The organism is Methylorubrum rhodinum, from assembly GCF_014199935.1.
Taxonomy (GTDB): domain Bacteria; phylum Pseudomonadota; class Alphaproteobacteria; order Rhizobiales; family Beijerinckiaceae; genus Methylobacterium; species Methylobacterium rhodinum.
Genome location: NZ_JACHOP010000011.1, coordinates 106948 through 128157 on the forward strand (window position 1 = coordinate 106948; position 21210 = coordinate 128157).

Sequence of the window (21210 nt, forward strand, 5' to 3'; positions counted from 1 at the left end):
CCCCGCCCGCTACGCGTCCCGGCCCGCCTGTCCGCCGCATTTTTCGGCAGGCGGCGCCCGTCACGAAGAATTTTTCGAGAGGTCCCGCGATGACCGAGCCCGCCGCGCCGTTCGCCGACATCCGCCGCCTGATCGCCGACATGCCCGGCCCCGACGCCGACGCCGTCGCGATGGTCCGCGCCCGCGACGCGACGCTGACCAAGCCGCCGGGCGCCCTCGGGCGGCTGGAGACCCTCGTGGAATGGCTCGCCGCGTGGCAGGGCAAGGGCAAGCCGAGCCTCGACCGGCCGCTGGTCTGCGTGTTCGCCGGCAGCCACGGGGTGGCGGCGCGCGGCGTCTCGGCCTTCCCGGCGGAGGTCAACCGGCAGATGCTCGACAACTTCGCCGCCGGCGGCGCGGCGATCAACCAGCTCTGCGCCGCCTACGGCCTCGGCTTCCGGGTGTTCGACCTCGCCGTCGACCTGCCGACCGGCGACATCTGCGAGGGCCCGGCGCTCGACGAGAAGGGGTGCGTGGCCACCATGGCCTTCGGCATGGAGGCGGTGGCCGCCGGCACCGACGGGCTCGCCATCGGCGAGATGGGCATCGGCAACACCACGGTGGCGGCGGCGATCTACGCCGCGCTCTACGGGGGCGATGCGGCCCACTGGGTCGGGCGCGGCACGGGGGTGGACGAAGGTGGGCTCAGTCGCAAGGCGGAGGCGGTGCGGCTCGCGCTCGCGACCCATGCCGGCCATCTCGACGATCCGCTGCAGGTGCTGGCCCGCCTCGGCGGCCGCGAGATCGCCGCCATGGCCGGCGCGATCCTCGCCGCGCGCCTCCAGCGGGTGCCGGTGGTGCTCGACGGCTACGTCGCGACCGCCGCGGCGGCCGTGCTGCACGCCCTCGACTCGTCCTCCCTGGACCATTGCGTGGCCGGCCACCTCTCGGCGGAAGGCGCGCATGCGGAGGTGCTGGAACGGCTGGGGCTCACCCCGCTGCTCTCGCTCGGCATGCGGCTCGGCGAGGCCTCCGGCGCGGCGCTGGCGATGGGCCTGCTCAAGGGCGCGCTCGCCTGCCACCGCGACATGGCGACGTTCGCGCAGGCGGGGGTGTCGGGCAAGGCGGACTGAGAATCGGCCGTCTCACGCCCATCCGGCGAGGTGCAGCCCGACGCCCGCGGCGGAGGACGCGAGCAGGGTCGGGATCACGCCCGCGCGGAAGCGGAACACGGCGAGGATCGCCGCCCCCGACAGCAGCAGGGCCGGCCCGCGCAGGCTCGTCCAGACTGGGATGTCGAGCCGCAGCCCGAGCCCCGGATGCAGGCTGCGGATCTCCGCAAACAGCAGGTGCAGGGCGAACCAGACCGCGAGGTTGAGGATCACCCCCACCACCGCCGCGGTGATGGCCGCGAGCGCCCCCGACAGGGCCCGGTTCTCCCGCAGCGCCTCGACGTAGGGGGCACCCGCAAAAATCCAGAGGAAGCAGGGCAGGAAGGTCACCCAGGTGGTGAGCAGCCCGCCCAGCACGCCGGCCACGTACGGATCGAGCCCGCTCTGGCCTCGGAAGGCGCCGAGGAAGCCGACGAACTGGGTCACCATGATGAGCGGGCCCGGCGTCGTCTCGGCCAAGCCCAGACCGTCGAGCATCTCGCCGGGTTTGAGCCAGCCATAGGTGTCGACCGCGGCCTGCGCGACATAGGCCAAAACCGCGTAGGCGCCCCCGAAGGTGACGACCGCCATCTTGGAAAAAAACACCGCGATGGCGCTGAAGACGTGGTCCGGCCCGAGGCCGATCACCAGCGCCAGCACCGGCCCGAGCCAGAGCGCGAGGAACAGGGCGGAGAACGTCAGCGTGCGGCGCAGGTTCGGCCGGGCATGGGCCGGCACGCCGGTGCCGAGCCGGCTGTCGGCGTCGGCCAGACCATTGGCCGCTCCGCCGTGACCGCCGGTGCGAAAGCTGTCGGCGCCGCTGCGCGTGCCGAGGTAGCCGATCAGCCCGGCGGCCAGCACGATCAGCGGGAACGGCACATCGAACAAGAAGATGGCCGCGAAGGCGCCGGCCGCGATCGCCCGCATCGCGTCGTTGCGCAAGGCGCGGGCGCCCACCCGCACCACCGCCTGGAGCACGATGGCGAGCACCGCGCATTTGAGGCCGAAGAACAGGCCGCCGACGATCCCGACGCCGCCGAAGGCCGCGTAGATCAGGCTCAGGCCCATGATCGAGACGAGGCCGGGCAGCACGAACAATCCGCCCGCGATCAGCCCGCCCGCGGTGCGGTGCATCAGCCAGCCGATATAGGTGGCGAGTTGCTGCGCCTCGGGGCCGGGCAGCAGGGTGCAGAACGAGAGCGCATGGAGAAAGCGCGCCTCGCCGATCCAGCGCTTCTCGTCGACGAGGATGCGGTGCATCACCGCGATCTGCCCGGCCGGGCCGCCGAAGCTGAGGAGCGCGATCCGGGCCCAGACGCGCGCGGCCTCGGAGAGCGTGACGCCGTGGCCCGGCGGGCCGCCGCGATCCATACGGCTCAGCCTTCCGCCCGCAAGGCCGCCTCGATCATCCCGGCGATCGCCAGCGCCCGCCCGTCGTCGCCGAAGCGGGCGATGATCTGCACGCCGAGCGGCAGGCGATCGCCCGGCACCGGGACGGTGACGCAGGGCACGCCCATGAGGGTCCAGAGCCGGTTGAAGCGGGCATCCCCGGTGGTGGCGATGGAAGGCGCACGGCCGACGGCGGACACGGTCAGAATCGCGTCAAACTCCGAAAACATGTCTTTCAGCTGGCGCCGCGCCCGGTGGGCATCGCGGCGGGCCGCGTCGTACTGCGCGGCGGTGAGCTCCTGCGCCCGGTCGAGCTGCGGCCCCAGCACCGGCGGCAGGGCGGCGCGGTGCGTCGCGACTTCCCAGGCGAGGGCCTGACGCGCCTCGAAATCCTGCACGGTCGGATGCGCGGCCCAGGCGCGGGCGAAGGACTCGGGCAGCGTCAGATCGAAGACCGTGGCGCCCGCCCGCTCGGCGGCCCGCGCGGCGCGGGTCAGCGCGGCGAGGGCGTCCGCGTCGGCCGCGCCCGCGAAGTCCTGGAGGCAGAGGGCGAGGCGCGGCGCACCGGCCTCCGCGGTCTCGATGGCCGGCCGATCGACGATCAGCGCCAGCGCACGGGCGAGGTCGGGCACGCCGCGGGCAAAGAGCCCGACCGTGTCGAGCGCCCAGGAGAAGGTCTTCACCCCCACCGTCGGGATCAGCCGAAACGAGGGCTTGATCGCCGCGACGCCGCAGAACGCCGCCGGGCGGATCACCGAGCCGCCGGTCTGGGTGCCGAGCGCCAGCGGCAGCAGCCCGGCCGCGACCGCGGCGGCCGAACCCGAGGACGAGCCGCCCGGCGTGTGGGCGGGATCGTGCGGGTTCACCGTCCCGCACGGGTCGAGCCCGGCGAACGCGGTGGTCGCGGTCTTGGCCAGCGGCACGGCGCCGAGCGCGCGCAGCCGCGCCACCACCGCGGCATCGGCTCGCGGGCGCCAGCCGGCATAGATGCCCGAGCCGTGCTCGGTCGCCATGTCGGCGGTGTCGATGATGTCCTTGATGCCGACCGCGATGCCGGCGAGCGGTCCCTCCGCCGGGACCGGCCCCTCCGGCGCGGTGCGCAGGATCGCGCCGAGGCTTTTATCGCGCTCGGCGAGGCTTTCGCGCGCCTCGGCGATGGCGGCGTCCGGCGCGAGGCGGCCCGCCTCGATGCGGGCGCGGAGATCGACGAGCGAGATCATGGCTCCCGCGTGAGGCTTGGGTGCCGCCGCTGTCAACACCGCTCCACAGGCCCGATGCACCGAAGACACGCGGACGGCGCATCCGCCCGCATCGTTAGCGTCGCGTTTACGGACTCGCCCGCATCGTCGGCCTCATGTGGCGTAAAGTGTTTGCGTTCTCGGCCCTGGCGCTGTTCGGCGCGGGCCTCACCGGTTGCGCGATCAACCGGTTCGAGCGCCGTGAGGCGTGGCGCGACCAGGCGGAGCAGGCTTGCATCGCCCGGAAGCTGGTTCAGCCGACGACCTACGTCTCGCTGGCGCGCGAGATCGAAGGCCCCGGCCCCTGCGGCATGCAGCAGCCGTTCCGGGTGACCCGGCTCGGCAACGGCACGGTCGCGCTCAAGCAGCGGATGACGCTGGCCTGCCCGGCGCTCGCCGAGGCCGAGGCGTGGCTCGCCGACACGATCCAGCCCGCCGCGAACCTCTATTTCGGCGTGCCGGTGGCCGAGGTCAACGCCGGCTCCTATTCCTGCCGCGGGCGCAACAATCAGGTCGGCGCCAAGCTCTCCGAGCATTCCTTCGGCAACGCCGTCGACATCATGTCCTTCACGCTGGCCGACGGCCACGTCATCACCGTCAAGGGCGGCTGGCGCGGCACGGAGGCCGAGCAGGCGTTCCTGCGCGAGGTCTTCGTCGGGGCCTGCGCCCGCTTCACCACGGTGCTGGCGCCGGGCTCCGACATGTTCCACTACGACCACATCCACGTCGATCTCGCCCGGCACGATCCGCGGGGCCTGCGGCGCGTGTGCAAGCCGCTGCTGAAGTTCGAGTCGCAATTGTACGCCGCCGACGGCACGCCCCGGCCGATGGCGACGCCCCGCCCGCCCACGCGCCAGCCGGTCGCGCCCCAGGCGCCGGCCGACATGGAGGAGGACGACCCTTACGGCCTGTCGCCGACCTCCTCGCGGAGCGGCGGGAACCGCTATGCCCGCAGCCCCAGCCCGTCGGCCCCCGCGGCCTACGCCGCCGCCCCGCCGCCGCGCCCCCGGGTGGCCGCGGCGCCCGCCGCCGAGGAGGACGCGGAGCCGACCACCGCGCACGGTCCTTCGGACGAGCCGATTTATTGAGGTTGTTCATGCCCTTCGGAGCACCAACAACGACACCGCATCCCATCCCTCCCCCTCCTCCTGAGGCGGCGGCGCGAAGCGTCGCCCTCGAAGGAGGGCGTCCCACGGATCGCGCTCCGCCGGAGCCTTCCTTCGAGGCCCGCCGGGGCGGGCACCTCAGCATGAGGGGGATGGGTGGGGGCACGTCCGCGCAATCGGTTTCAGATATTCCCTTGGTGTGCCCCCGATACCCCAGCCGCCGCCAAAACGACCGCCCCCGCCCGGCGCAAGCTTGACTTGAGGCGGCCGCCCGGCATCGTCTTCCGCCATTCTCAACAGGCGGATCTGAGCGGCATGCGCCCGAACCTTCCCCTCGCCGTCCTGGCGCTCGGCCTCGTCACGGTCTCGGCCGTGCACCCGGCCTTCGCCCGCTCCGGCCGCGAAGAAATCTCGCCGGCCGAGGAGCAGACCTTTCCCTACGACGCCGACATCCCCGGCTGCCAGGACACGGACGTGCTGGAGAAAGTCTCGACCCAGTTCGCCGAGAAGGAGGCGAAGTTCTGGAACTCGTCGCTGACGATCCTCTCCTACGAGCGGATCGAGCGTACGGCGTGGCGGCCCTACGGCGTCGACTTCATCCCGCGCCGCTACTGCTCGGCGGTCGCCACCACCTCGGACGGGGTGCGCCGCAAGGTGGATTACTCGGTGCGCGAGAGTCTCGGCATCATCGGCGCGACCTGGGGCGTCGATTTCTGCGTGCACGGCCTCGACCGCAACCTCGCCTACGCCTACGCCACCGCCTGCCGGATGGCCCGGCCCTGACGGAAAAGCCGAAGGGGCGGCGGGCACAAGCTTGACTTGCGGCCCGTGCCCGGCATCGTCCGGGGAACCGCCCGCGCTTTTTTCGAGACCGCCATGCTCCGCCGTACGCTTGCCGCGCTCGCCCTCGGGCTGACGCTCACATCCGGCGCGGCAATGGTCGCCTCCGGCGCGGGCGCGCAGGATTTCGGCGGGTTCCGGCGCGGCGGCGGGGAGCCCGGCGCGTTCGACTTCTACGTGCTGGCCCTGTCGTGGTCGCCGACCTATTGCGACGGCGAGGGCGCGCGCCGCGACCGCGACGGGCAATGCGCGCCGGGCCGCGGCCTCGGCTTCGTCGTCCACGGGCTGTGGCCGCAATACGAGCGCGGCTTCCCCTCGAACTGCTCCGCGGTCGAGCGCCCGCTCACCCGCAACGCCGTCGAGGCCGCGGGCGAGGTGATGCCGAGCGAGGGGCTGGCCCGCCACGAATGGCGCACCCACGGCACCTGCTCGGGCCTCGATCCGGTCGCCTACTTCAAGGCCGTGAAGACCGCCCGCACCGCGGTGACGATCCCCGACGCCTTCACCAAGCCCGAGGGCACGATCCGCGCCGCGCCGATCGACATCGCCCGCCAGTTCGTCGCCGCCAACAAGGGCCTGCGCCCCGACATGATGTCGGTGACCTGCCGCCGCGGGCAGCTGCAGGAGGTGCGGATCTGTTTCTCGAAGGACCTGCGCGGCTTCACCCCCTGCCCGGAGGTGGCGCGCCAGAATTGCCGTGCGGGCGAGGTGACGATCGAGGCGGCGCGCTGAGCGGGCTCACGCCCCGGCCCGGCTGGTCAGGCGCGACAGCGCCCGGTCGAGGCGGTGCCGCAGCCGGGTGAGCCGCAGCCGCAGCGCCTGCCGGTTGGTCCCCATCAGCCGGTCGAAGGCGAGACCGAGGGGAAGGTCGGCGAGTTCGCAGGCCGAGGCGTCGAGATACTGGTAGTGCTGCCCGCGCTTGGCCGCCAGGATGAGGAACCAGGGCCGCAGCATGCCCCTGCCGTCGAGGTCGGAGTTCAGTTCCAGCACCCGCAGGTCCGGCCCGCCGAAGACGATGTTGCTCAAGCCCGCGCCGTGGGCCGCCACCACGTGGGTCGCGCCCGCGAACAGCCGGATCTGGTCGGCCATGTCGCGCTCTTCGAGCCGCACCTTCTCGAAGCCGTGAACCGCGAGATGCCGGTCGAGGCTGCGGATCGCCTTCGGGTCGAGCAGGCGCGCGTCGCGCACCCGCTCGATGAAGATGCGCTTCGGGAGACGCCGGGCCGTGTCCGCCGGGACGGCCCGGGCCAGCGCGTCGAAACAGGCGAAGACCTCGTCGAACAGGTGGAGCGCGGCGGGCTGATCGTGGTTCGGCCAGATCAGGTGGAGGTTGCGCGGCCGGTAGAGGCCGTCCGCCACCGGCCGGACGCGGGCAGTATGCCCGCTCAAGGTGAGGAGTTGGTCGAGCATCGCAGGGCCGCCCTCCGCCGCACCGGTGCGGCGGGCCGGCAGCACGACCGCCGCCCCCGGCAGGTGCGCGAGCGCCAGCGGCAGCTTCGGCAGCGCCAGCGTCAGCAGATGGAAGTGGTTGTCCCAGGCGCAGTCGATGACGCTGACCCAGTCCTCGTCGACCTCCTGGGCGGCCCGCAGGCGCTCCGGCGTCACGGCAGGGGCGGTGCGGGCGAAGATCGCGGTCTCGCTCACGGGCCGCCCCTCGGCGGTGAAGACGATCCCATCGACGCCGGGGCCGAACAGCAGGCAGCCGCCGGGAATCGTCACCACGTCGAGCCGCATCGGCCCGCTTGTGCCGTGGTAAGGAACCTGCTTCACGAGAGCCGCCGGGTCCTGCCCCCTGAACGAGGGGACGACGGCCTCGGCGATGCCGGGGTCGCGCCCCACGGCGATGGTCCGGCGCTCGGTCAGGTCCGTGACGGCGATGTGCCGCGCCTTGGTCATCGGCTGGAACGCCCGCCGGGCGCCCCGCCTCCGAACCCTCGAAACGTGGAAGCCGGCATCATGGTCCGATCGCGACGGAACGAGGATCGGGCATCGTCTCCGGCCGTCCGGTGAATTACCGCCACGCCTTCCACGCCGGCAATTTCGCCGACGTGCTCAAGCACCTCGTGCTGGTGCGGGTGCTAACATACCTCGCCGCCAAGCCGAAGCCGTTCCGCGCCGTCGACACCCATGCCGGGATCGGCCTCTACGACCTCGACGCCGACGAGGCCGGGCGCACCGGCGAGTGGCACGACGGGATCGGCCGGCTCGACGCGCCCTTCGCCCCCGAGGTCGAGGCGCTGCTCGCCCCCTACCGGGAGGCGGTCGCCGCGGTGCGGGCGCGCTACGGTGCCAGGACCTATCCGGGCTCGCCCGCGATCATCCGCGAGGCCCTGCGGGCGGGCGACAAGGGCGTGTTCGTGGAGCTCCATCCCGTCGATGCCGGGACGCTGGCGGAGCGTTACGCCAGCGATTCCCGCACCAAGGTGCTGCATCTCGACGGCTGGACCGCGCTCAACGCCCTGATCCCGCCCCCCGAACGCCGCGGCCTCGTGCTGATCGACCCGCCCTACGAGGAGCGCGGCGAGATCGACCGGCTGGGCACGAGCCTACTCAAGGCCGTGCGCAAATGGCCGACCGGCATTTTTTTGGGATGGTACCCGATCAAGGACCTGTCGGCGGTCGATCGCATGGCCGCCGCGCTGGATGCCGGCCTGGAGCGGCCGGCTTTGCGCCTCGACCTGATGATCGAGCGGCCCGACGACCCGACGCGTCTCTCCGGCACCGGCTTGATCGTGATCAACCCGCCCTGGACGCTGGCGGCGGAAGCCGAGATCGTCCTGCCCGCGCTCGCCGAGCGGCTGGCGCGGGGCGGCTACGGCGCGTTCCGCTGCGAGCGGCTGGGGCCGGAGGGGTAAGGCATCGGCCCGAACGGTGGGCACCGGCTTTCGGAAAGAGCCGATGCGGCACAAAGATCGAGGGCATCCCCTCAGTGCAGGGTGTCGTCGCCCTCGGGCGGCGCCGCGACGACCTCCGAGAACGGAAACTCGAACACCGTCTCGCCGACGGCATCCGCGACGATCAGGCTGGCTTGCATCAGCCGGGCGGTGTCGGGCTCCTCGGCGAGGCTCTCGCGGATCGTCGCGCGGGCGACGCGCCACGCGTGGTCGGGATCGGACAGCTCGACGCCCTCCTCGTCGGGGAGGACGGCGCCGCCGATGCGGGTGTGGAAGAAGTAGCGCGGCATCTGGGTCTACTCGCCCGGCGGGGAGTGGCGGTCGAGGTCCCATTCGTGCAGGCGCACCGCGCCGTAGGCGAGCGTCAGGACGATCGCCGGGATGCCGAAGATGACGTAGATATCCATCCAGCTCACGCGCGGAGCCTCCGCAGCAGATGCCTCGCCATGAGATGTAGAACGACCGCGGCGGCAAACCAAACCAGCGAGAACGCGACGCTTTTGGCCGTCGCCGGCGGCGCGGTCGGGAACTCGTAGCTCCAGGCGATCACCGGCGTGACGACGCCGATGATGCCGAAGGCACTGCTCAATCGGTCGAGGTTGCCGGCGAGCAGCTTGGTCTGTTCGTTGCGGACTTGGCTCATCGGGCCGGGAAGGCGCAAAAACTCACGCCGCCACCCGGCCCTCCAGCGGAAACACCTTGGCCGGGTTCATCAGCCAGGCGGGGTCGAACACGTTGCGCACCCGCATCTGCTGTTCGAGGTCTTCCTGCGCGTACTGGAAGCGCATCAACTCGCGCTTCTCGATGCCGACGCCGTGCTCGCCGGTGAGGCAGCCGCCGACCTCGACGCAGAGCTTGAGGATCGCGTCGCCCGCGGCCTCGGCCTTCTGCAATTCGCCGGGCGTGTTGATGTCGAACAGGATCAGCGGGTGCAGGTTGCCGTCGCCCGCGTGGAACACGTTGGCGACGCGAAGACCTTGGCTCGCGCAGATCGCGCCGATGCGCTCCAGCACCGGGCCGAGTTGGCCGGTCGGGATCGTGCCGTCCATGCAGATGTAGTCGGAGATGCGGCCCGTGGCGCCGAAGGCGGATTTGCGGCCCTTCCAGATCGCCGCCGACTCGGCCTCGGATTTCGAGACGCGGATGCTGGTCGGGTTGAAGCGCGCCGCGATGGCCTCGATCCGGGCGAGCATGTCCTCGCATTCCTCGTCCGAGCCCTCGACCTCGATGATCAGCATCGCGGCCGCATCCCGCGGGTAGCCGGCGCCCGAGAAGTCGTCGGTGATGAGGATCGCCTCGCGGTCCATGTACTCGATGGCGACCGGGATGATGCCCTCGCCGATGATCGCCGCGGTGCAGGCGCCGGCATCCTCCACGGACGAGAAGCCGACCAGCGCCGGCCGCGCGCCTTCCGCCGAGCGCAGGATGCGCACGGTCGCCTCCGTGACGATGCCGAGCTGGCCTTCCGAGCCGCAGATCAGGCCGAGCAGGTCGTAGCCCGGTGCGTCGAGGTGCTGGCCGCCGAGTTCGACCACGGTGCCGTCGTTGGTCACCAGCGTCACGCCCATGAGGTTGTTCGTCGTCACGCCGTATTTCAGGCAGTGGGCGCCGCCCGAGTTCATGGCGATGTTGCCGGCGATGGTGCAGGCGAGCTGGCTCGACGGATCGGGGGCGTAGAAGAAGCCCTCATGCGCCACCGCGCCCGAGATCGCGAGATTGGTGATGCCGGCCTCGACCCGCGCGGTACGGTTGGGAAAGTCGAGATCGAGGATGCGGGTCATCTTGCCGACGCCCAGAATGATCGCGTCCTCCTGGGCGATGGCGCCGCCCGCGAGCGAGGTGCCGGCGCCGCGGGCCACCACCGGCACGCCGTTGGCGTGGCAGAACGCCATCACCGCCGAGACCTCCGCGGTGGTGGACGGCAGCACGACGGCGAGCGGCATCTTGCGGTAGGCGGTCAGCCCGTCGGTCTCGAAGGCGCGGCGCTCGTCCTCGGTCGTCACCAGGGCCTCCGGCGCGACGAGGGCGGCGAGTCCCTGGATGATCGCCTCGCGGCGGGCGACGACGCCGGCATCGGGAGTGGGGAAGGCGATCGACATGGGCGGCGTCTCCTCGGGGCTCTGGCGGGCGCGCCCGGGTCGGATTCTCGCTTCGCCGGCCCGCGGGTCTTCAGCACCGCTTCAGCCGCGCCTTGCGAGGATCGGGCGCGTCGAAAGCGGGAAACCTAACCTGAAACGCCGGCCGGTGCACGGCGCTCCAGCGCCGCGGTGAGTCCGGAACCGGAAACGGTGCGACGGGCGTTAGACGTGGCCGGCTCGACTGGACGGTGGCACGGCATAGTCTATATCTGTTCTAAGGCAGGAAGCTCTGCCGCAAGGGGACGGCCGTCGGCCGCCCTCACGGAGGAAGGAACACGATGCGTCACCTCATCCTCGGCGCCGCCCTCGCGGTGCTGATGCCGATCGCAGCTCAGGCCGAGGGCGACGCCGCCGCCGGCGAGAAGGCGTTCGCGCCCTGCAAGGCCTGCCACAATTTCGAGAAGAACGGCGTCGGCCCGAACCTCAAGGGTGTCGTGGGCCGCAAGGCCGGCATGGCCGAGGGCTACGGCTACTCGCAGGCGCTCAAGGATTCCGGAATCACCTGGGACGAGGCCAACCTCAAGGAGTGGCTGATCGGCCCGGCCTCCAACAAGGTGAAGGGCACCAAGATGGCCTATCCGGGCCTGAAGGACGAGAAGAAGGTCGAGGACGTCATCGCCTACCTCAAGTCCAAGTCCTGATCCCGACAGGGACCAGAGGCCCGGCTGCCCGCAGCCGGGCCTTTTCGGTTTCGCTCACGCCGTGCGGAGGGTGAGCGGAGCACGAGGATCCGCGTGGCCGCAGAAGCCGTGCGGGTCTCACTCAGGAACGAACCTCTGCACACGCGCGCCAACCGGCCGCACCCAAGGAGGAAAACAACAATGCGTCATCTGATCCTCGGCGCCGCTCTCGCGCTGCTTCTGCCCGTCGCCGCCCAGGCCGAGGGCGATGCCGCCGCCGGCGAGAAGGCGTTCGCGCCCTGCAAGTCCTGCCACAACTTCGAGAAGAACGGCGTCGGCCCGCAGCTCAAGGGCATCGTCGGCGAGAAGGCCGGCCAGGGCCGCGACGGCTACGCCTTCTCCGACGCGCTCAAGAATTCCGGCATCACCTGGGACGAGGCCAACCTCAAGGAGTGGCTGACCGACCCGAAGAAGAAGGTTCCGGGCACCAAGATGGTCTTCCCCGGCATCAAGGACGAGAAGAAGGTCGACGACATCATCGCCTACCTCAAGACCAAGTCCTGATCGCCGTCAGCGCCCGATCCCTCGGATCGGGCGCCGGAGGAGCCGCTCCGCCTCGGGGCGGCTCTTTCCCGTTCAGCAGGGCTCGGCGACGGGCTCGGTCCCGGCGGCGCCGGCATGCAGGGCGTCGCGCATGCTGGCCAAGCTGTCGAGCAGCGCGCGGCGCTCGTCCAGGCTCATCCCGGTCATGCCGCCGACCGTGAGGGGCAGGCAGTCCATCTTGCCCTTGAGGCCGCGGCCCTTGTCGGTGAGGAAGATGCTGACCTGCCGCTCGTCCGGCCTGTCGCGGGCGCGGCGGACATGGCCCGAAGCCTCCAGCCGCTTCAGCAGCGGCGTCAGCGTGCCGGAATCGAGGAAGAGCCGGCCGCCGATCTCCTTGACCGACAGGCCCTCCTCCTCCCACAGAACCAGCAGCACGAGGTATTGCGGATAGGTCAGCTCGTGATGGGCGAGCAGATTGCGGTAGGCGCGGCCGAAGGCGTGGGCCGCGGCGTAGACGGCGAAGCAGAGCTGGTTGTCCAGCAGTTGCGGGTCGTCCCGGCCCGGGTCACTCATGGTCCATCCTCGATGCGCGCCGCGCCCTGGGCCGGCTTCCGACGGGCGTCGAGCCGGAAGCGGCGGAGCACGGGGCGGCGAACCGCCTCAGATATGGTCGGTCCCCGGAGAACGCCAATCCGCCGCGGCGGATCGGCCTCCCGCGCATGCACGACACCGCCGCGGCGACCCCTGCGCCTCCGGCTGCGAAACGCCATCGGACCAGGGACGATCGCGCAGCGGGCATCCTGCGACAGACCCAAGCCCTGATACCTAAAGGAACATCTTGCAGGGCACAATCAAACTGTACGCAGCGCATCCCCCTCTCCAGGGGATGGCTCGGGTGGCCGCACGTCGTTGGCAGAGTTCCACGATATCGAGGGATGTCCGCCGTCATTCCCCGGCCGCGCAGCGGAGCCCGGCCCCGAAGGCGCGCCGGAGGCGTGCAATCCACGACCGGCCGCGACGCCTGTCACGGGCGCGCATCACGGGCGGATTCCGGGCTCGCCTGCGGCGCCCCGGAACGACGGTGAAGGGTTCGGACTTCGACAGCAAAACCGCCCTCACTCGTCCCGCCGCGGGGCGGGCGCCAGCGGGGTGATGCGCAGCGAGGTGATGCGGTTGCGCGCCTTGCGCAGCACCTGGAAGCGGAAGCCGTGGAAGTTGAACGCGGTGCCGGCGTCGGGGATGGCGCGGGCCTCGTGGATGACGAGGCCGGCGACCGTGGTGGCCTCCTCGTCGGGCAGGGTCCAGTCCATCGCCCGGTTGAGGTCGCGCACCGCCACGCTGCCCTCGGCGAGCACCGAGCCGTCCGCCTGCGGCCGCACCCCCGAGACCGCGACATCGTGCTCGTCGGCGATATCGCCGACGATCTCTTCCAGGATGTCTTCGAGGGTCACGAGGCCCATCACCTCGCCGTACTCGTCGACCACGAGCGCGAAGTGGGTCTTTCGCGAGAGGAACGCCTTGAGCTGGTCGCGGAGCGTCGTGGTGCCGGGCACGAACCACGTCTCCAGGGCCAATGCCTCGACCTTGAGGCCCGCCGCCTCGCCGCCCGCCGCGTCGAGCGCCCGCAGCAGATCCTTGGCGTGGAGCACACCGACGATGTTCTCGTGGCTGTCGCGCCACAGCGGCATGCGGGTGTAGGGCGAGGCCAGCACCGCCCGAACGATCTCCTCCGAGGGGAGGCCGGCGTCGATGGTCCGCATCTTGGTGCGGTGGACCATCACCTCGGCCACCGTCAGCTCGCCGAGATCGAGCAGCCCGCCGAGCATGTCGCGCTGCGCCTTCTCGACGCCGCCCTCGCGGTGAAGCAGGGCGACCTGCCCGCGGATCTCCTCGGTCGGCGTCAGGATCGAGCGGCCGGCATCGATCGACAGGCCGAGCGGGCGCAGCAGCACCCGCACCAGGGCCTCGACCGCGAGCGCCAGCGGCCCGAGGAGACCCACCGCGAAGGCGACGGGGCGGGCGGAGGCCAAAGCGATCCGGTCGGGATTGTTGATCGAGAGCGTCTTGGGCAGCACCTGCGCGAAGGCGATGACGAGCACCGACAGGCCGGCGGTGGCGTAGAGCACGCCGATCTTGCCGAACAGGTGGACCGCGACGCCGGTGGTGAAGGCGGCCGCGCCGATGGCGACGACGTTGTAGCCGATCAGCATCGCGCCGATGAACCGCTCGCGCCCGGCGAGAATCCGGTTGACGATCCCCGCCTGCCGGCTGCCGGCATTCTCCAGCGCCAGCATCCGCGCCCGCGAGGCGGCGGTGTAGGCGGTCTCGGCCCCGGCGAAGAAGGCCGACAGGATCAGCGCGATCCCGACGATGCCCGCCGCGAACCAGAACTCGGTGTGGTCGTCCATGGGCGCGTCCGGTTTTTTGTCTGTGGGCGAGAGAGCCCAGAACCGGAGCAGTATAAGCCGATACGCATCCGCCGCGTCCCCCTCTCCCCTCCGCGGGAGAGGGTGGCCCCCGAAGGGAGTCGGGTGAGGGGAGCGACGCTTCCGCTTGGCCGCAATCGACGGTGAAATCTCCGGAAGCGTCGCTCCCCTCTCCCGCCCCCTCCGCGGGCACCCTCCCCCGCGGAGGGGGGAGGGTTACGCGCCAGCGTCAGCCCTTCCCGTCCTCCGTCGGCTCGGCAGGGCTGTCGATGGTGCAGCCGACGGCCTGCACCGCGGCGTCGGCCGCCGCGCGCTGGCTCGGCAGGGCGGCGATGACGCGGACCACGGCGAAGCCGCGGCGGGCGGGGGCGACGATGCGCACGTCGCGGGTCACCTCGCCCGCGACGTCGTTGGCCAGCGCCTCGTCGTACTGGGCGCGGGTCATCACCACGAGGTCGAGGCCGCCGCGCACCGCCGCCTGGTCGGTCAGCGCGTAGAAGGCGCCGCGGCGGGCATGGACCGAGACCGAGAGCATCAAGGACCCGGCCTGGGCCGAGACCCGCATCGGCCCGTCGTCGAGATCGTAGGAACAGACGCCGACCGACACCGCCGGATCGGGGTTGGGCAGCCAGGATTCCTGCGGTGGGGCGTCGCCGGTCAGGCCGTGGATGCGCAGCGGGTGATCCAGCGTCTCCGAGGCCTGGGCGCGGGAGAAGGCGTCGCCTTCGGCAAAGCGCGGGATCGCCAGCACGGTCGCGACGTGGACGAGGCCGGCGAGCACCAGCCCGGCGGCGGTGGCGAGAAGGAAGGGGCCGCGGCTCATCGGGCGCAGCCCACGCGCTCGATGGCGGGCAGGCTGTCGCGGTCGAGCGAGCTGACGCTCGCGGCCACCGGCGTGTCGTAGAGGCGCAGCGCGAGGCGCACCGGTCCGCGCGGGCGCGGCATCGGCAGCCAGTTTCCCGGCTGGACTTCCGGGGAGAGCAGGATCGCGAACAGGCCATCGGCGTCGCGCAGGATCTCGGTGGAGGTGAAGTTTTCGCGCATCGGCGCCTGCTCGGCGGTGCCGCGGCCGGTGACGGTCAAAGTCCAGGCGCGGGCCGGGGGCGTGATGCCGGAGAGCCGGTAGGTGCAGGTGGCGTCGAGCGTCCGGCCGGAATCGTCGGCGGCGGCCGTCAGCAGCATGCCCTCGCCGACCGCGAGCGGGATGTCGCCGCGCCGGGCGTTGACCGCGCGGGAATAGGGGTCGGCGTCGAGCGAGCCGGCCTTGGGCCACGCCGTCCAGCTGCCGATCGCGGTGCCGCCGAAGGGATAGCCGCCGCTGGTGGCGTAGTCGGCGCTGACGAGGCCGAGCGCGCCGCCGAGCGCCAGGGCGTAGACCACGAGCCCGACCCGCGAGGTCCGCGCGGCCAGCCCGTTCAGGATCGCACCGAGGCGCGGCGAACGCCGCGCGGGCGCCCCCGCCGTGGGGCCGGCTCCGGTCGGTGCCTGCATGTCCATGCGGGCGCCGCTCAAGGCGTCCCGAAGCCGGCGGCGCGGGCGCCCTCGGCGACGTCCACCGGGGCGAGGCCGGGCACCCGCGGGGAGCCGAGCGAGCCCTGGCGGGCCGGCCCGCCGGTCGGTCCTTGCGTCGCGGCCGAGCGCTCCGACTCGACGCTGCGGAACAGGCCGTTGAGGCCGGACAACACCTCGAACGAGCGGCGCGACAAGCGCCCGCCTGCGCTCGCGGCGGCGGCCGCGGTCTCGGCCTGGGCGACCTGCGGGCTGCCCTTGCGGTCGTTCAGCCCCGGCATCGGCTTCAGCTCGATGCCCTGGTGGGCCGGGGCCATGATCTCGTGCCACGTCATCGCGGGAAGCGAACCGCCGGTCATCTTGTTGGTCGGACTGTGGTCGTCGTTGCCGTACCAGACGGCGCCGACATAGTTGCCGGTGTAGCCGACGAACCACGCGTCGCGGTAGCCGTTGGTGGTGCCGGTCTTGCCCGCCACCTTCACGCCCTCGATCTGGGCCTTGCGCGCCGTGCCTTCCTCGACGACCTTGTTGAGCATGTAGTTCATGTCGGCCGTCACCTGGGACGAGAGCACCTGCACCGGCGGCTCGTCGGCGTGGCGGTAGATCACGTCGCCGCTCGAATTCTTCACCTCGACCGCGGCGTAGGGCTTGGCGAGCCGGCCGCCGTTGGCGAACACGGCAAAGCCCGCCGCCTGATCCATCACCGTCACCTCGGTGGCGCCGATGGGCAGCGAGGGCGTGTCGGTCAGCGGCGTCGTCACGCCCATGGCCTTGGCAAGCTGGATGATCTTGGCCCGGCCCGCCTTCGCCGCGTTCCACTCGTGGGTGATGCCCATCCCCTTGCCGATGGCGGTCGTGATCTTGATCGGGATGGTGTTGACGGATTTGGCCACCGCGAGCCACAGCGGCTGGCGGCCCGAATAGGAGCGGCCGTAATTCTGCGGGCACCAGTTGCCGACGCAGACCGGCGAATCGACCACGGGCGAATCGGGCTTGTAGAGCCCGGCGGCGAGGGCGGCGGCGTAGACGTAGGGCTTGAACGAGGAGCCGGGCTGGCGCAGCGCGTCGGTGGCGCGGTTGAACTGGCTCTCGCCGTAGTCGGCGCCGCCGACCATGGCGCGCAGCGCCCCGTCGGGATCGAGGATGACGACGCCGGCCTCGTCCACGTCGTACTGGTCGCCGAGCCGCCGCAGCATCCCCTCGACCGCTTGGTCGGCCGAGCGCTGGATCGAGAGGTCCAGCGGCGTCTTGACGGTGAGCACCCGGTCGGAGCGGAGCTTGCCGGCATCCGCCATCCGCCGGACCTCGTTGAAGGCCCAGTCGAGATAGTAGTCGGCGGTGATGTCGCGGGTGCGGGTCACCGGGGTGGCGGGGTTGCGGAGCGCCGTCTGGATCTGGCCTTCCGTGACGAAGCCGGCCTCGACCATGTTGTGCAGCACGTCCACCGCCCGGCCGCGGGCGGCGGGCAGGTTGACGTTGGGCGAGTACTTGGTCGGCGCCTTGAACAGGCCCGCCAGCATCGCGGCTTCCGCCAGCGTCACGTCCTGCAGGCGCTTGCCGAAATAATAGTCGGCCGCCGCCACCGCGCCGAAGGTGCCGCCGCCCATATAGGCGCGGTCGAGATAGAGCTTGAGGATCTGGTTCTTGGTGAGGTGGCTCTCCAGCCAGAAGGCCAGGAACGCCTCGTTCACCTTGCGCTCCAGCGAGCGCTCGTTGGACAGAAACAGGTTCTTGGCGAGCTGCTGGGTCAGGGTCGAGCCGCCCTGCGTGCCGCCCTTGCCGGACGAGTTCGACACCAGCGCGCGGGCGGTGCCGATCGGGTCGATGCCGTAATGCTCGTAGAAGCGCCGGTCCTCGGTGGACAGCAGCGCCTTGATCATCAACTCAGGGAAGTCGTCGAACTTGAGCGAGTCGTCGTGCTTGATGCCGCGCCGCCCGACCTCGGTGCCGTAGCGGTCGAGGAAGGTGACGGCGAGATCCTGGGCTTTCAGCCAATTGTCGCTGGTCAGGTTGAAGGCGGGCTGGGCCAGGAACAGCAGGAACATCGCGCCCGCCACGCCGACCGTGACGCCCTCGCTCGTCAGATCGAGGGCGACGCGTTTCCAGCCCCTGAAGGCGAAGACCTGCATGCGCGCCTGGAAGCGCTCGTAGGCCTCGGTGGTGGAGTGGCCGCCCTCGTAGAGCCCGGCATTGACCCAGGCGTCGAACGCCAGCGCCCCGCGGGAGAGCCGTGTCTTCAGCGTGGTGAGGCTGGGCAGGCGCACGGGGTGATCCGCTCTTCTTACCTTCAGGGCCGGCCGTCGGAGCACCGGTTCGTCCGCGCGCCGGGCCCCCGCCGTTCTGTATCAGGACAGGGGCGGGCCCGCGAGCTTTCGTGTCCGTTAAGGAACGCGAGACCCGCGCCGCCGCACCGGCCCAGGCGGGGCAAGCTTCGCTTAACCTTAACGGGGCCGATCAAGCTCCAGCCTCGTCGCCGATCCTGGCGTGGGTGTGGCGGCGGGCGGGGGCTGGATTGCCGAAGAACCGAGGAGATTCCATCGACCCTCGCCGTCGTTCCGGGGCGCCGAAGGCGAACCCGGACCCGAAGGGGCGCGCCGGAGGCGTGCAATCCACGACTGGCCGCGACGGTCCGGCTTGAGCCGTTTATCCCGCATCACGGGTGGATTCCGGGTTCCGCTGCGCGGCGCCGGAATGACGGCGGGGAGCAACAAATGCCGGCTCCGCTTGCCCCGTCTCCCGCCATGCGGCAGGAGGGGCGCCGTCCCGGAATGGAACGCGATGCGAGAGAAGCGAGGCGCCGACATCATGGCGGAGCGCGGCGAGGGGCCGTTCTGGCGGGTCAAGACCCTCGAAGAGATGAATCCGGCGGAGTGGGAGAGCCTGTGCGATGGCTGCGGCCGCTGCTGCCTGTTGAAGCTCGAGGACGACGACACCGGCGAGATCCACCACACCGATATCGGCTGCACGCTCCTCGACGCCCATGCCTGCCGCTGCCGCGACTACCGCAACCGGGCGAAACGCGTGCCGGACTGCGTGCGGCTGACCCCGCAGGCGGTGCGCGAGATCCCGTGGCTGCCGCCGACCTGCGCCTACCGCCTCCTGCGCGAGGGCCGCGACCTGCCGGGCTGGCACCCGCTGATCACCGGCCGCCGGGCCAGCGTCCACGAGGCCGGCGTCTCGGTGCGCGGGCGCGTCTCGGGCAACGAGGAAGAGTTTTCGGAGGAGGAATACGTCGAGCGGATCGTGGCGTGGCCGGGCGAGGCCGCCTGACGCCCGTCACGCCGCCCGCGGCAACGACGGCGGCGAGGCCGCCGCGGCGAGCCCGAGATCGAGCCATCCCTCCATCCCCTCCCGCCACAGCGAGAGCGCCGTCGGCCGGGTGAGACGGAGCGCCGCCTCGCTCTCGCCGTCGCGCAACCGAACCTCCGCGCCGAGGCGGCAGGCCAAGCGCCGCATCGCGCCGTTCACCGGCAGGCAGCGCAGGTGGAGTTCGCGCACGCCGCGGTTCCGCGCGGCCTCCGCCAGCCGCTCCAGCAACAGCCCGCCATGGCCGGCCCGGCGAAAGCCGCGCTCGACCGTGAGCGCACCCTCGGCTCGCGACCCCAGCCGGCCGACCCCTCCGTTGGGGCCGTGCGGGCGCAGTTCACCGAGCCCTCGCAGCACGCCGTCGACGAAGACGCCGAACATCAGCCCCGGCGTCCGCATCGCGCGCTCGGCATGGGCCGCCACCGCGGCGTCGCCGAGGGCGGCCATGAAGCGGCTGGCGCGGGCCTCTCGGTCGAGGCGCAGGAAGTGCTCGCGCACGGCCACGGCGTCGCCCGGCCAGAGGCGGCGGCAGAGGGCGCCCATGACAGGCGGCGGGCCGGACGGGAGATCGGTGGATGGCTCGATGGAGGGCATGATACGCGACTTCGCCTCGAAGGCCGCTCGAACCCGAGGGTCGATGGCCGGCACGCTCCCCTCCCGCCTCGGAAACTGGCGGCGAACCGGAATTGTTGCAATGCAGCAAAGTGCCGGATCGGCGGGTTCGCCCGCATGGCTGTCCCGCGCCCGCAGGCTTGACCGACTCCGCTTGATCCGGGCCGGGCCGCACGGCACTAGGGATCCTTCGGCCCGAGACGGCCGCCCAAAGACGCGGCCCCGGATGCCCACGGACAAGCTCGCCCCCTCCGACCATGCCCGCTCCGGCGCGGTCCATCCCGGCCCGGTGCGCCAGCGCTACGACGCCCTCGTCCATGCGGGCTCGATCGAGCGCGACCCGGCCCAACTGCGCCTCGTCGCAGCTTTGGACGATCTGGTGCAGGCGCTGTCGCGCCGCCGCCGGGCCAGGAAGGGCTCGGCGCTCGGCTGGCTGTTCGGCCGCAAGGACGAGGGGGTGGAGGCGACCAAGGGCCTCTACGTCTGGGGCTCAGTCGGCCGCGGCAAGACCATGCTGATGGACATCTTTCACGAGTCCGCGCCCGGCCCGAAGCGCCGCGTCCACTTCCACGGCTTCATGGCGGACGCGCACGAGCGCATCCACGCCCACCGGCAGGCGGTGAAGAACGGCACGATCAAGGGCGACGACCCGATCCCGCCGGTCGCCGAGGCGCTGGCCGCGGAGGCGACGCTCCTGTGTTTCGACGAGTTCACCGTGACCGACATCGCCGACGCGATGCTGCTCGGCCGCCTGTTCGCCGCCCTGTTCCGCCACGGCGTGACGGTGGTGGCGACCTCGAACGTCGAGCCCGACCGGCTCTACGAGGGCGGGCTCAACCGCGCCCTGTTCCTGCCGTTCGTGGCGGAGCTGAAGCAGCGGGTCAGCGTGCTGCGGCTCGATTCCCGCACGGATTTCCGCCTGGAGAAGCTCGGCGGCGCCTCGGTCTACCATGTGCCCGCGGACGCGAGCGCGGGGCAGGCGCTCGACGCCGCCTTCCGCTCGCTCACCGGCAAGGCCAAGGGCAGTCCGAGCACGGTCCGGGTGAAGGGGCGCGCCGTGGCGGTGCCGGAGGAGGCGGGCGGCGTCGCCCGCTTCGGCTTCGACGATCTCTGCCGCCAGCCGCTCGGCGCCTCCGACTACATGGCGCTGGCGGTGACCTTCCACACGCTGATCGTCTCCGGCATCCCGGTGATGGGCGAGGCCGAGCGCAACGAGGCCAAGCGCTTCATCACACTGATCGACACGCTCTACGACGCGAAGGTGAAACTCGTCGCCTCCGCCGCCGCCGAGCCGCCGGGGCTCTACACCGCCACCGACGGCCGCGAGGCCTTCGAGTTCGAGCGCACCGTCTCGCGGCTGATCGAGATGCGCTCGGAAGAGTACTTGGCGGAAGCCCACGGGCATGGGCTGTCGGAGTCGAGTGCGGGGCTGGTCGAGACCTGACCGGCGCGTCCAGTC

21 protein-coding genes are annotated in these 21210 nt (G+C 71.6%); 9 read left to right on the forward strand and 12 right to left on the reverse strand.

All coding sequences use genetic code 11. The annotated features are described in order from the left end of the window. The first annotated feature begins 89 nt into the window (after nt 1-89). A complete protein-coding gene (gene cobT, locus HNR00_RS14120; RefSeq protein ID WP_183570330.1) occupies nt 90-1112 on the forward strand; it encodes a nicotinate-nucleotide--dimethylbenzimidazole phosphoribosyltransferase in 1023 nt (340 codons plus the stop codon). 12 nt (nt 1113-1124) lie between these two features. On the opposite strand, the gene chrA is transcribed toward cobT, so the two are convergent. Together chrA and HNR00_RS14130 are read right to left on the reverse strand one after the other, a co-directional pair. After that, the gene (chrA, locus tag HNR00_RS14125) at nt 1125-2501 is read right to left on the reverse strand and encodes a chromate efflux transporter (protein WP_183570332.1); all 1377 of its coding nucleotides are present in this window, start codon (nt 2499-2501) and stop codon (nt 1125-1127) included. 5 nt (nt 2502-2506) lie between these two features. After that, nucleotides 2507-3739 (reverse strand): amidase family protein, encoded by a 1233-nt coding sequence (locus HNR00_RS14130; RefSeq protein WP_183570334.1) that lies wholly within the window; start codon nt 3737-3739, stop codon nt 2507-2509. A gap of 134 nt (nt 3740-3873) precedes the next feature. Here HNR00_RS14130 and HNR00_RS14135 point away from each other — a divergent pair, with 134 nt between their 5' ends. From HNR00_RS14135 to HNR00_RS14145, 3 genes are all read left to right on the forward strand, one after another. Then, on the forward strand, nt 3874-4845 hold the full coding sequence (locus HNR00_RS14135; RefSeq protein ID WP_183570336.1) for an extensin-like domain-containing protein: 972 nt from the start codon (nt 3874-3876) through the stop codon (nt 4843-4845). Nucleotides 4846-5178: 333 nt separating this feature from the next. Then, nucleotides 5179-5646 carry a hypothetical protein gene (locus HNR00_RS14140; protein ID WP_183570338.1) on the forward strand — a complete coding sequence of 156 codons (468 nt, stop codon included), beginning with the start codon at nt 5179-5181 and terminating at the stop codon, nt 5644-5646. A gap of 93 nt (nt 5647-5739) precedes the next feature. Next, nucleotides 5740-6435, forward strand: a complete 696-nt coding sequence (locus HNR00_RS14145; protein ID WP_183570340.1) for a ribonuclease T2 family protein — start codon at nt 5740-5742, stop codon at nt 6433-6435. 6 nt (nt 6436-6441) lie between these two features. Here the strand turns inward: HNR00_RS14145 and HNR00_RS14150 are convergent, their stop codons facing one another. After that, nucleotides 6442-7599, reverse strand: coding sequence for a glycosyltransferase family 61 protein (locus HNR00_RS14150; protein WP_183570342.1), 1158 nt, complete (start codon nt 7597-7599; stop codon nt 6442-6444). A gap of 110 nt (nt 7600-7709) precedes the next feature. On the opposite strand from HNR00_RS14150, the gene HNR00_RS14155 reads away from it, so the two are divergent. Further along, nucleotides 7710-8558, forward strand: a complete 849-nt coding sequence (locus tag HNR00_RS14155) for a 23S rRNA (adenine(2030)-N(6))-methyltransferase RlmJ (protein ID WP_312886058.1) — start codon at nt 7710-7712, stop codon at nt 8556-8558. Between the two features lie 71 nt (nt 8559-8629). Here the strand turns inward: HNR00_RS14155 and HNR00_RS14160 are convergent, their stop codons facing one another. The 3 genes from HNR00_RS14160 to HNR00_RS14170 all read right to left on the reverse strand — a co-directional run bounded on the left by HNR00_RS14160 (nt 8630) and on the right by HNR00_RS14170 (nt 10696). Then, nucleotides 8630-8887 carry a DUF6894 family protein gene (locus HNR00_RS14160; RefSeq protein ID WP_183570343.1) on the reverse strand — a complete coding sequence of 86 codons (258 nt, stop codon included), beginning with the start codon at nt 8885-8887 and terminating at the stop codon, nt 8630-8632. Between the two features lie 122 nt (nt 8888-9009). Then, nucleotides 9010-9240, reverse strand: coding sequence for a hypothetical protein (locus HNR00_RS14165; RefSeq protein ID WP_246390628.1), 231 nt, complete (start codon nt 9238-9240; stop codon nt 9010-9012). Nucleotides 9241-9262: 22 nt separating this feature from the next. Further along, complete coding sequence (locus tag HNR00_RS14170; protein WP_183570348.1) at nt 9263-10696, reverse strand: FAD-linked oxidase C-terminal domain-containing protein; 1434 nt, start codon at nt 10694-10696, stop codon at nt 9263-9265. 317 nt (nt 10697-11013) lie between these two features. Here HNR00_RS14170 and HNR00_RS14175 point away from each other — a divergent pair, with 317 nt between their 5' ends. Together HNR00_RS14175 and HNR00_RS14180 are read left to right on the forward strand one after the other, a co-directional pair. After that, nucleotides 11014-11376, forward strand: coding sequence for a c-type cytochrome (locus HNR00_RS14175; RefSeq protein ID WP_183570350.1), 363 nt, complete (start codon nt 11014-11016; stop codon nt 11374-11376). 180 nt (nt 11377-11556) lie between these two features. Continuing rightward, nucleotides 11557-11919 carry a c-type cytochrome gene (locus tag HNR00_RS14180; RefSeq protein ID WP_183570352.1) on the forward strand — a complete coding sequence of 121 codons (363 nt, stop codon included), beginning with the start codon at nt 11557-11559 and terminating at the stop codon, nt 11917-11919. A gap of 72 nt (nt 11920-11991) precedes the next feature. Here the strand turns inward: HNR00_RS14180 and HNR00_RS14185 are convergent, their stop codons facing one another. The 5 genes from HNR00_RS14185 to HNR00_RS14205 all read right to left on the reverse strand — a co-directional run bounded on the left by HNR00_RS14185 (nt 11992) and on the right by HNR00_RS14205 (nt 18097). Then, nucleotides 11992-12471: a MarR family winged helix-turn-helix transcriptional regulator gene (locus tag HNR00_RS14185; protein ID WP_183570354.1), complete on the reverse strand. Its 480-nt coding sequence runs from the start codon at nt 12469-12471 to the stop codon at nt 11992-11994. A gap of 542 nt (nt 12472-13013) precedes the next feature. Beyond that, entirely contained in the window at nt 13014-14306 is a 1293-nt protein-coding gene (locus HNR00_RS14190; RefSeq protein ID WP_183570356.1) for an HlyC/CorC family transporter, read from the reverse strand. Nucleotides 14307-14553: 247 nt separating this feature from the next. Beyond that, nucleotides 14554-15147, reverse strand: a complete 594-nt coding sequence (locus tag HNR00_RS14195) for a DUF1254 domain-containing protein (RefSeq protein ID WP_183570358.1) — start codon at nt 15145-15147, stop codon at nt 14554-14556. Beyond that, on the reverse strand, nt 15144-15821 hold the full coding sequence (locus HNR00_RS14200; RefSeq protein ID WP_376770386.1) for a DUF1214 domain-containing protein: 678 nt from the start codon (nt 15819-15821) through the stop codon (nt 15144-15146). Before HNR00_RS14200 ends, HNR00_RS14195 begins: the two co-directional genes overlap by 4 nt. Before the next feature lie 11 nt (nt 15822-15832). Further along, nucleotides 15833-18097 (reverse strand): transglycosylase domain-containing protein, encoded by a 2265-nt coding sequence (locus tag HNR00_RS14205; protein WP_183570360.1) that lies wholly within the window; start codon nt 18095-18097, stop codon nt 15833-15835. Between the two features lie 541 nt (nt 18098-18638). On the opposite strand from HNR00_RS14205, the gene HNR00_RS14210 reads away from it, so the two are divergent. Beyond that, complete coding sequence (locus HNR00_RS14210; RefSeq protein ID WP_183570425.1) at nt 18639-19103, forward strand: YcgN family cysteine cluster protein; 465 nt, start codon at nt 18639-18641, stop codon at nt 19101-19103. A gap of 6 nt (nt 19104-19109) precedes the next feature. Here the strand turns inward: HNR00_RS14210 and HNR00_RS14215 are convergent, their stop codons facing one another. Continuing rightward, nucleotides 19110-19733, reverse strand: a complete 624-nt coding sequence (locus HNR00_RS14215; protein ID WP_183570362.1) for a GNAT family N-acetyltransferase — start codon at nt 19731-19733, stop codon at nt 19110-19112. Nucleotides 19734-19977: 244 nt separating this feature from the next. On the opposite strand from HNR00_RS14215, the gene zapE reads away from it, so the two are divergent. Then, a complete protein-coding gene (gene zapE / locus HNR00_RS14220) occupies nt 19978-21195 on the forward strand; it encodes a cell division protein ZapE (protein ID WP_183570364.1) in 1218 nt (405 codons plus the stop codon). Nucleotides 21196-21210: the final 15 nt, after the last annotated feature.

Excerpts from the sequence above, each read along its gene's own strand:
- cobT (WP_183570330.1), top strand. The coding sequence starts at position 90 with ATGACCGAGCCCGCCGCGCCGTTCGCCGACATCCGCCGCCTGATCGCC.
- chrA (WP_183570332.1), bottom strand. The coding sequence starts at position 2,501 with ATGGATCGCGGCGGCCCGCCGGGCCACGGCGTCACGCTCTCCGAGGCC.
- HNR00_RS14130 (WP_183570334.1), bottom strand. The coding sequence starts at position 3,739 with ATGATCTCGCTCGTCGATCTCCGCGCCCGCATCGAGGCGGGCCGCCTC.
- HNR00_RS14135 (WP_183570336.1), top strand. The coding sequence starts at position 3,874 with ATGTGGCGTAAAGTGTTTGCGTTCTCGGCCCTGGCGCTGTTCGGCGCG.
- HNR00_RS14140 (WP_183570338.1), top strand. The coding sequence starts at position 5,179 with ATGCGCCCGAACCTTCCCCTCGCCGTCCTGGCGCTCGGCCTCGTCACG.
- HNR00_RS14145 (WP_183570340.1), top strand. The coding sequence starts at position 5,740 with ATGCTCCGCCGTACGCTTGCCGCGCTCGCCCTCGGGCTGACGCTCACA.
- HNR00_RS14150 (WP_183570342.1), bottom strand. The coding sequence starts at position 7,599 with ATGACCAAGGCGCGGCACATCGCCGTCACGGACCTGACCGAGCGCCGG.
- HNR00_RS14160 (WP_183570343.1), bottom strand. The coding sequence starts at position 8,887 with ATGCCGCGCTACTTCTTCCACACCCGCATCGGCGGCGCCGTCCTCCCC.
- HNR00_RS14165 (WP_246390628.1), bottom strand. The coding sequence starts at position 9,240 with ATGAGCCAAGTCCGCAACGAACAGACCAAGCTGCTCGCCGGCAACCTC.
- HNR00_RS14170 (WP_183570348.1), bottom strand. The coding sequence starts at position 10,696 with ATGTCGATCGCCTTCCCCACTCCCGATGCCGGCGTCGTCGCCCGCCGC.
- HNR00_RS14175 (WP_183570350.1), top strand. The coding sequence starts at position 11,014 with ATGCGTCACCTCATCCTCGGCGCCGCCCTCGCGGTGCTGATGCCGATC.
- HNR00_RS14180 (WP_183570352.1), top strand. The coding sequence starts at position 11,557 with ATGCGTCATCTGATCCTCGGCGCCGCTCTCGCGCTGCTTCTGCCCGTC.
- HNR00_RS14185 (WP_183570354.1), bottom strand. The coding sequence starts at position 12,471 with ATGAGTGACCCGGGCCGGGACGACCCGCAACTGCTGGACAACCAGCTC.
- HNR00_RS14190 (WP_183570356.1), bottom strand. The coding sequence starts at position 14,306 with ATGGACGACCACACCGAGTTCTGGTTCGCGGCGGGCATCGTCGGGATC.
- HNR00_RS14195 (WP_183570358.1), bottom strand. The coding sequence starts at position 15,147 with ATGAGCCGCGGCCCCTTCCTTCTCGCCACCGCCGCCGGGCTGGTGCTC.
- HNR00_RS14200 (WP_376770386.1), bottom strand. The coding sequence starts at position 15,821 with ATGGACATGCAGGCACCGACCGGAGCCGGCCCCACGGCGGGGGCGCCC.
- HNR00_RS14210 (WP_183570425.1), top strand. The coding sequence starts at position 18,639 with ATGGCGGAGCGCGGCGAGGGGCCGTTCTGGCGGGTCAAGACCCTCGAA.
- HNR00_RS14215 (WP_183570362.1), bottom strand. The coding sequence starts at position 19,733 with ATGCCCTCCATCGAGCCATCCACCGATCTCCCGTCCGGCCCGCCGCCT.
- zapE (WP_183570364.1), top strand. The coding sequence starts at position 19,978 with ATGCCCACGGACAAGCTCGCCCCCTCCGACCATGCCCGCTCCGGCGCG.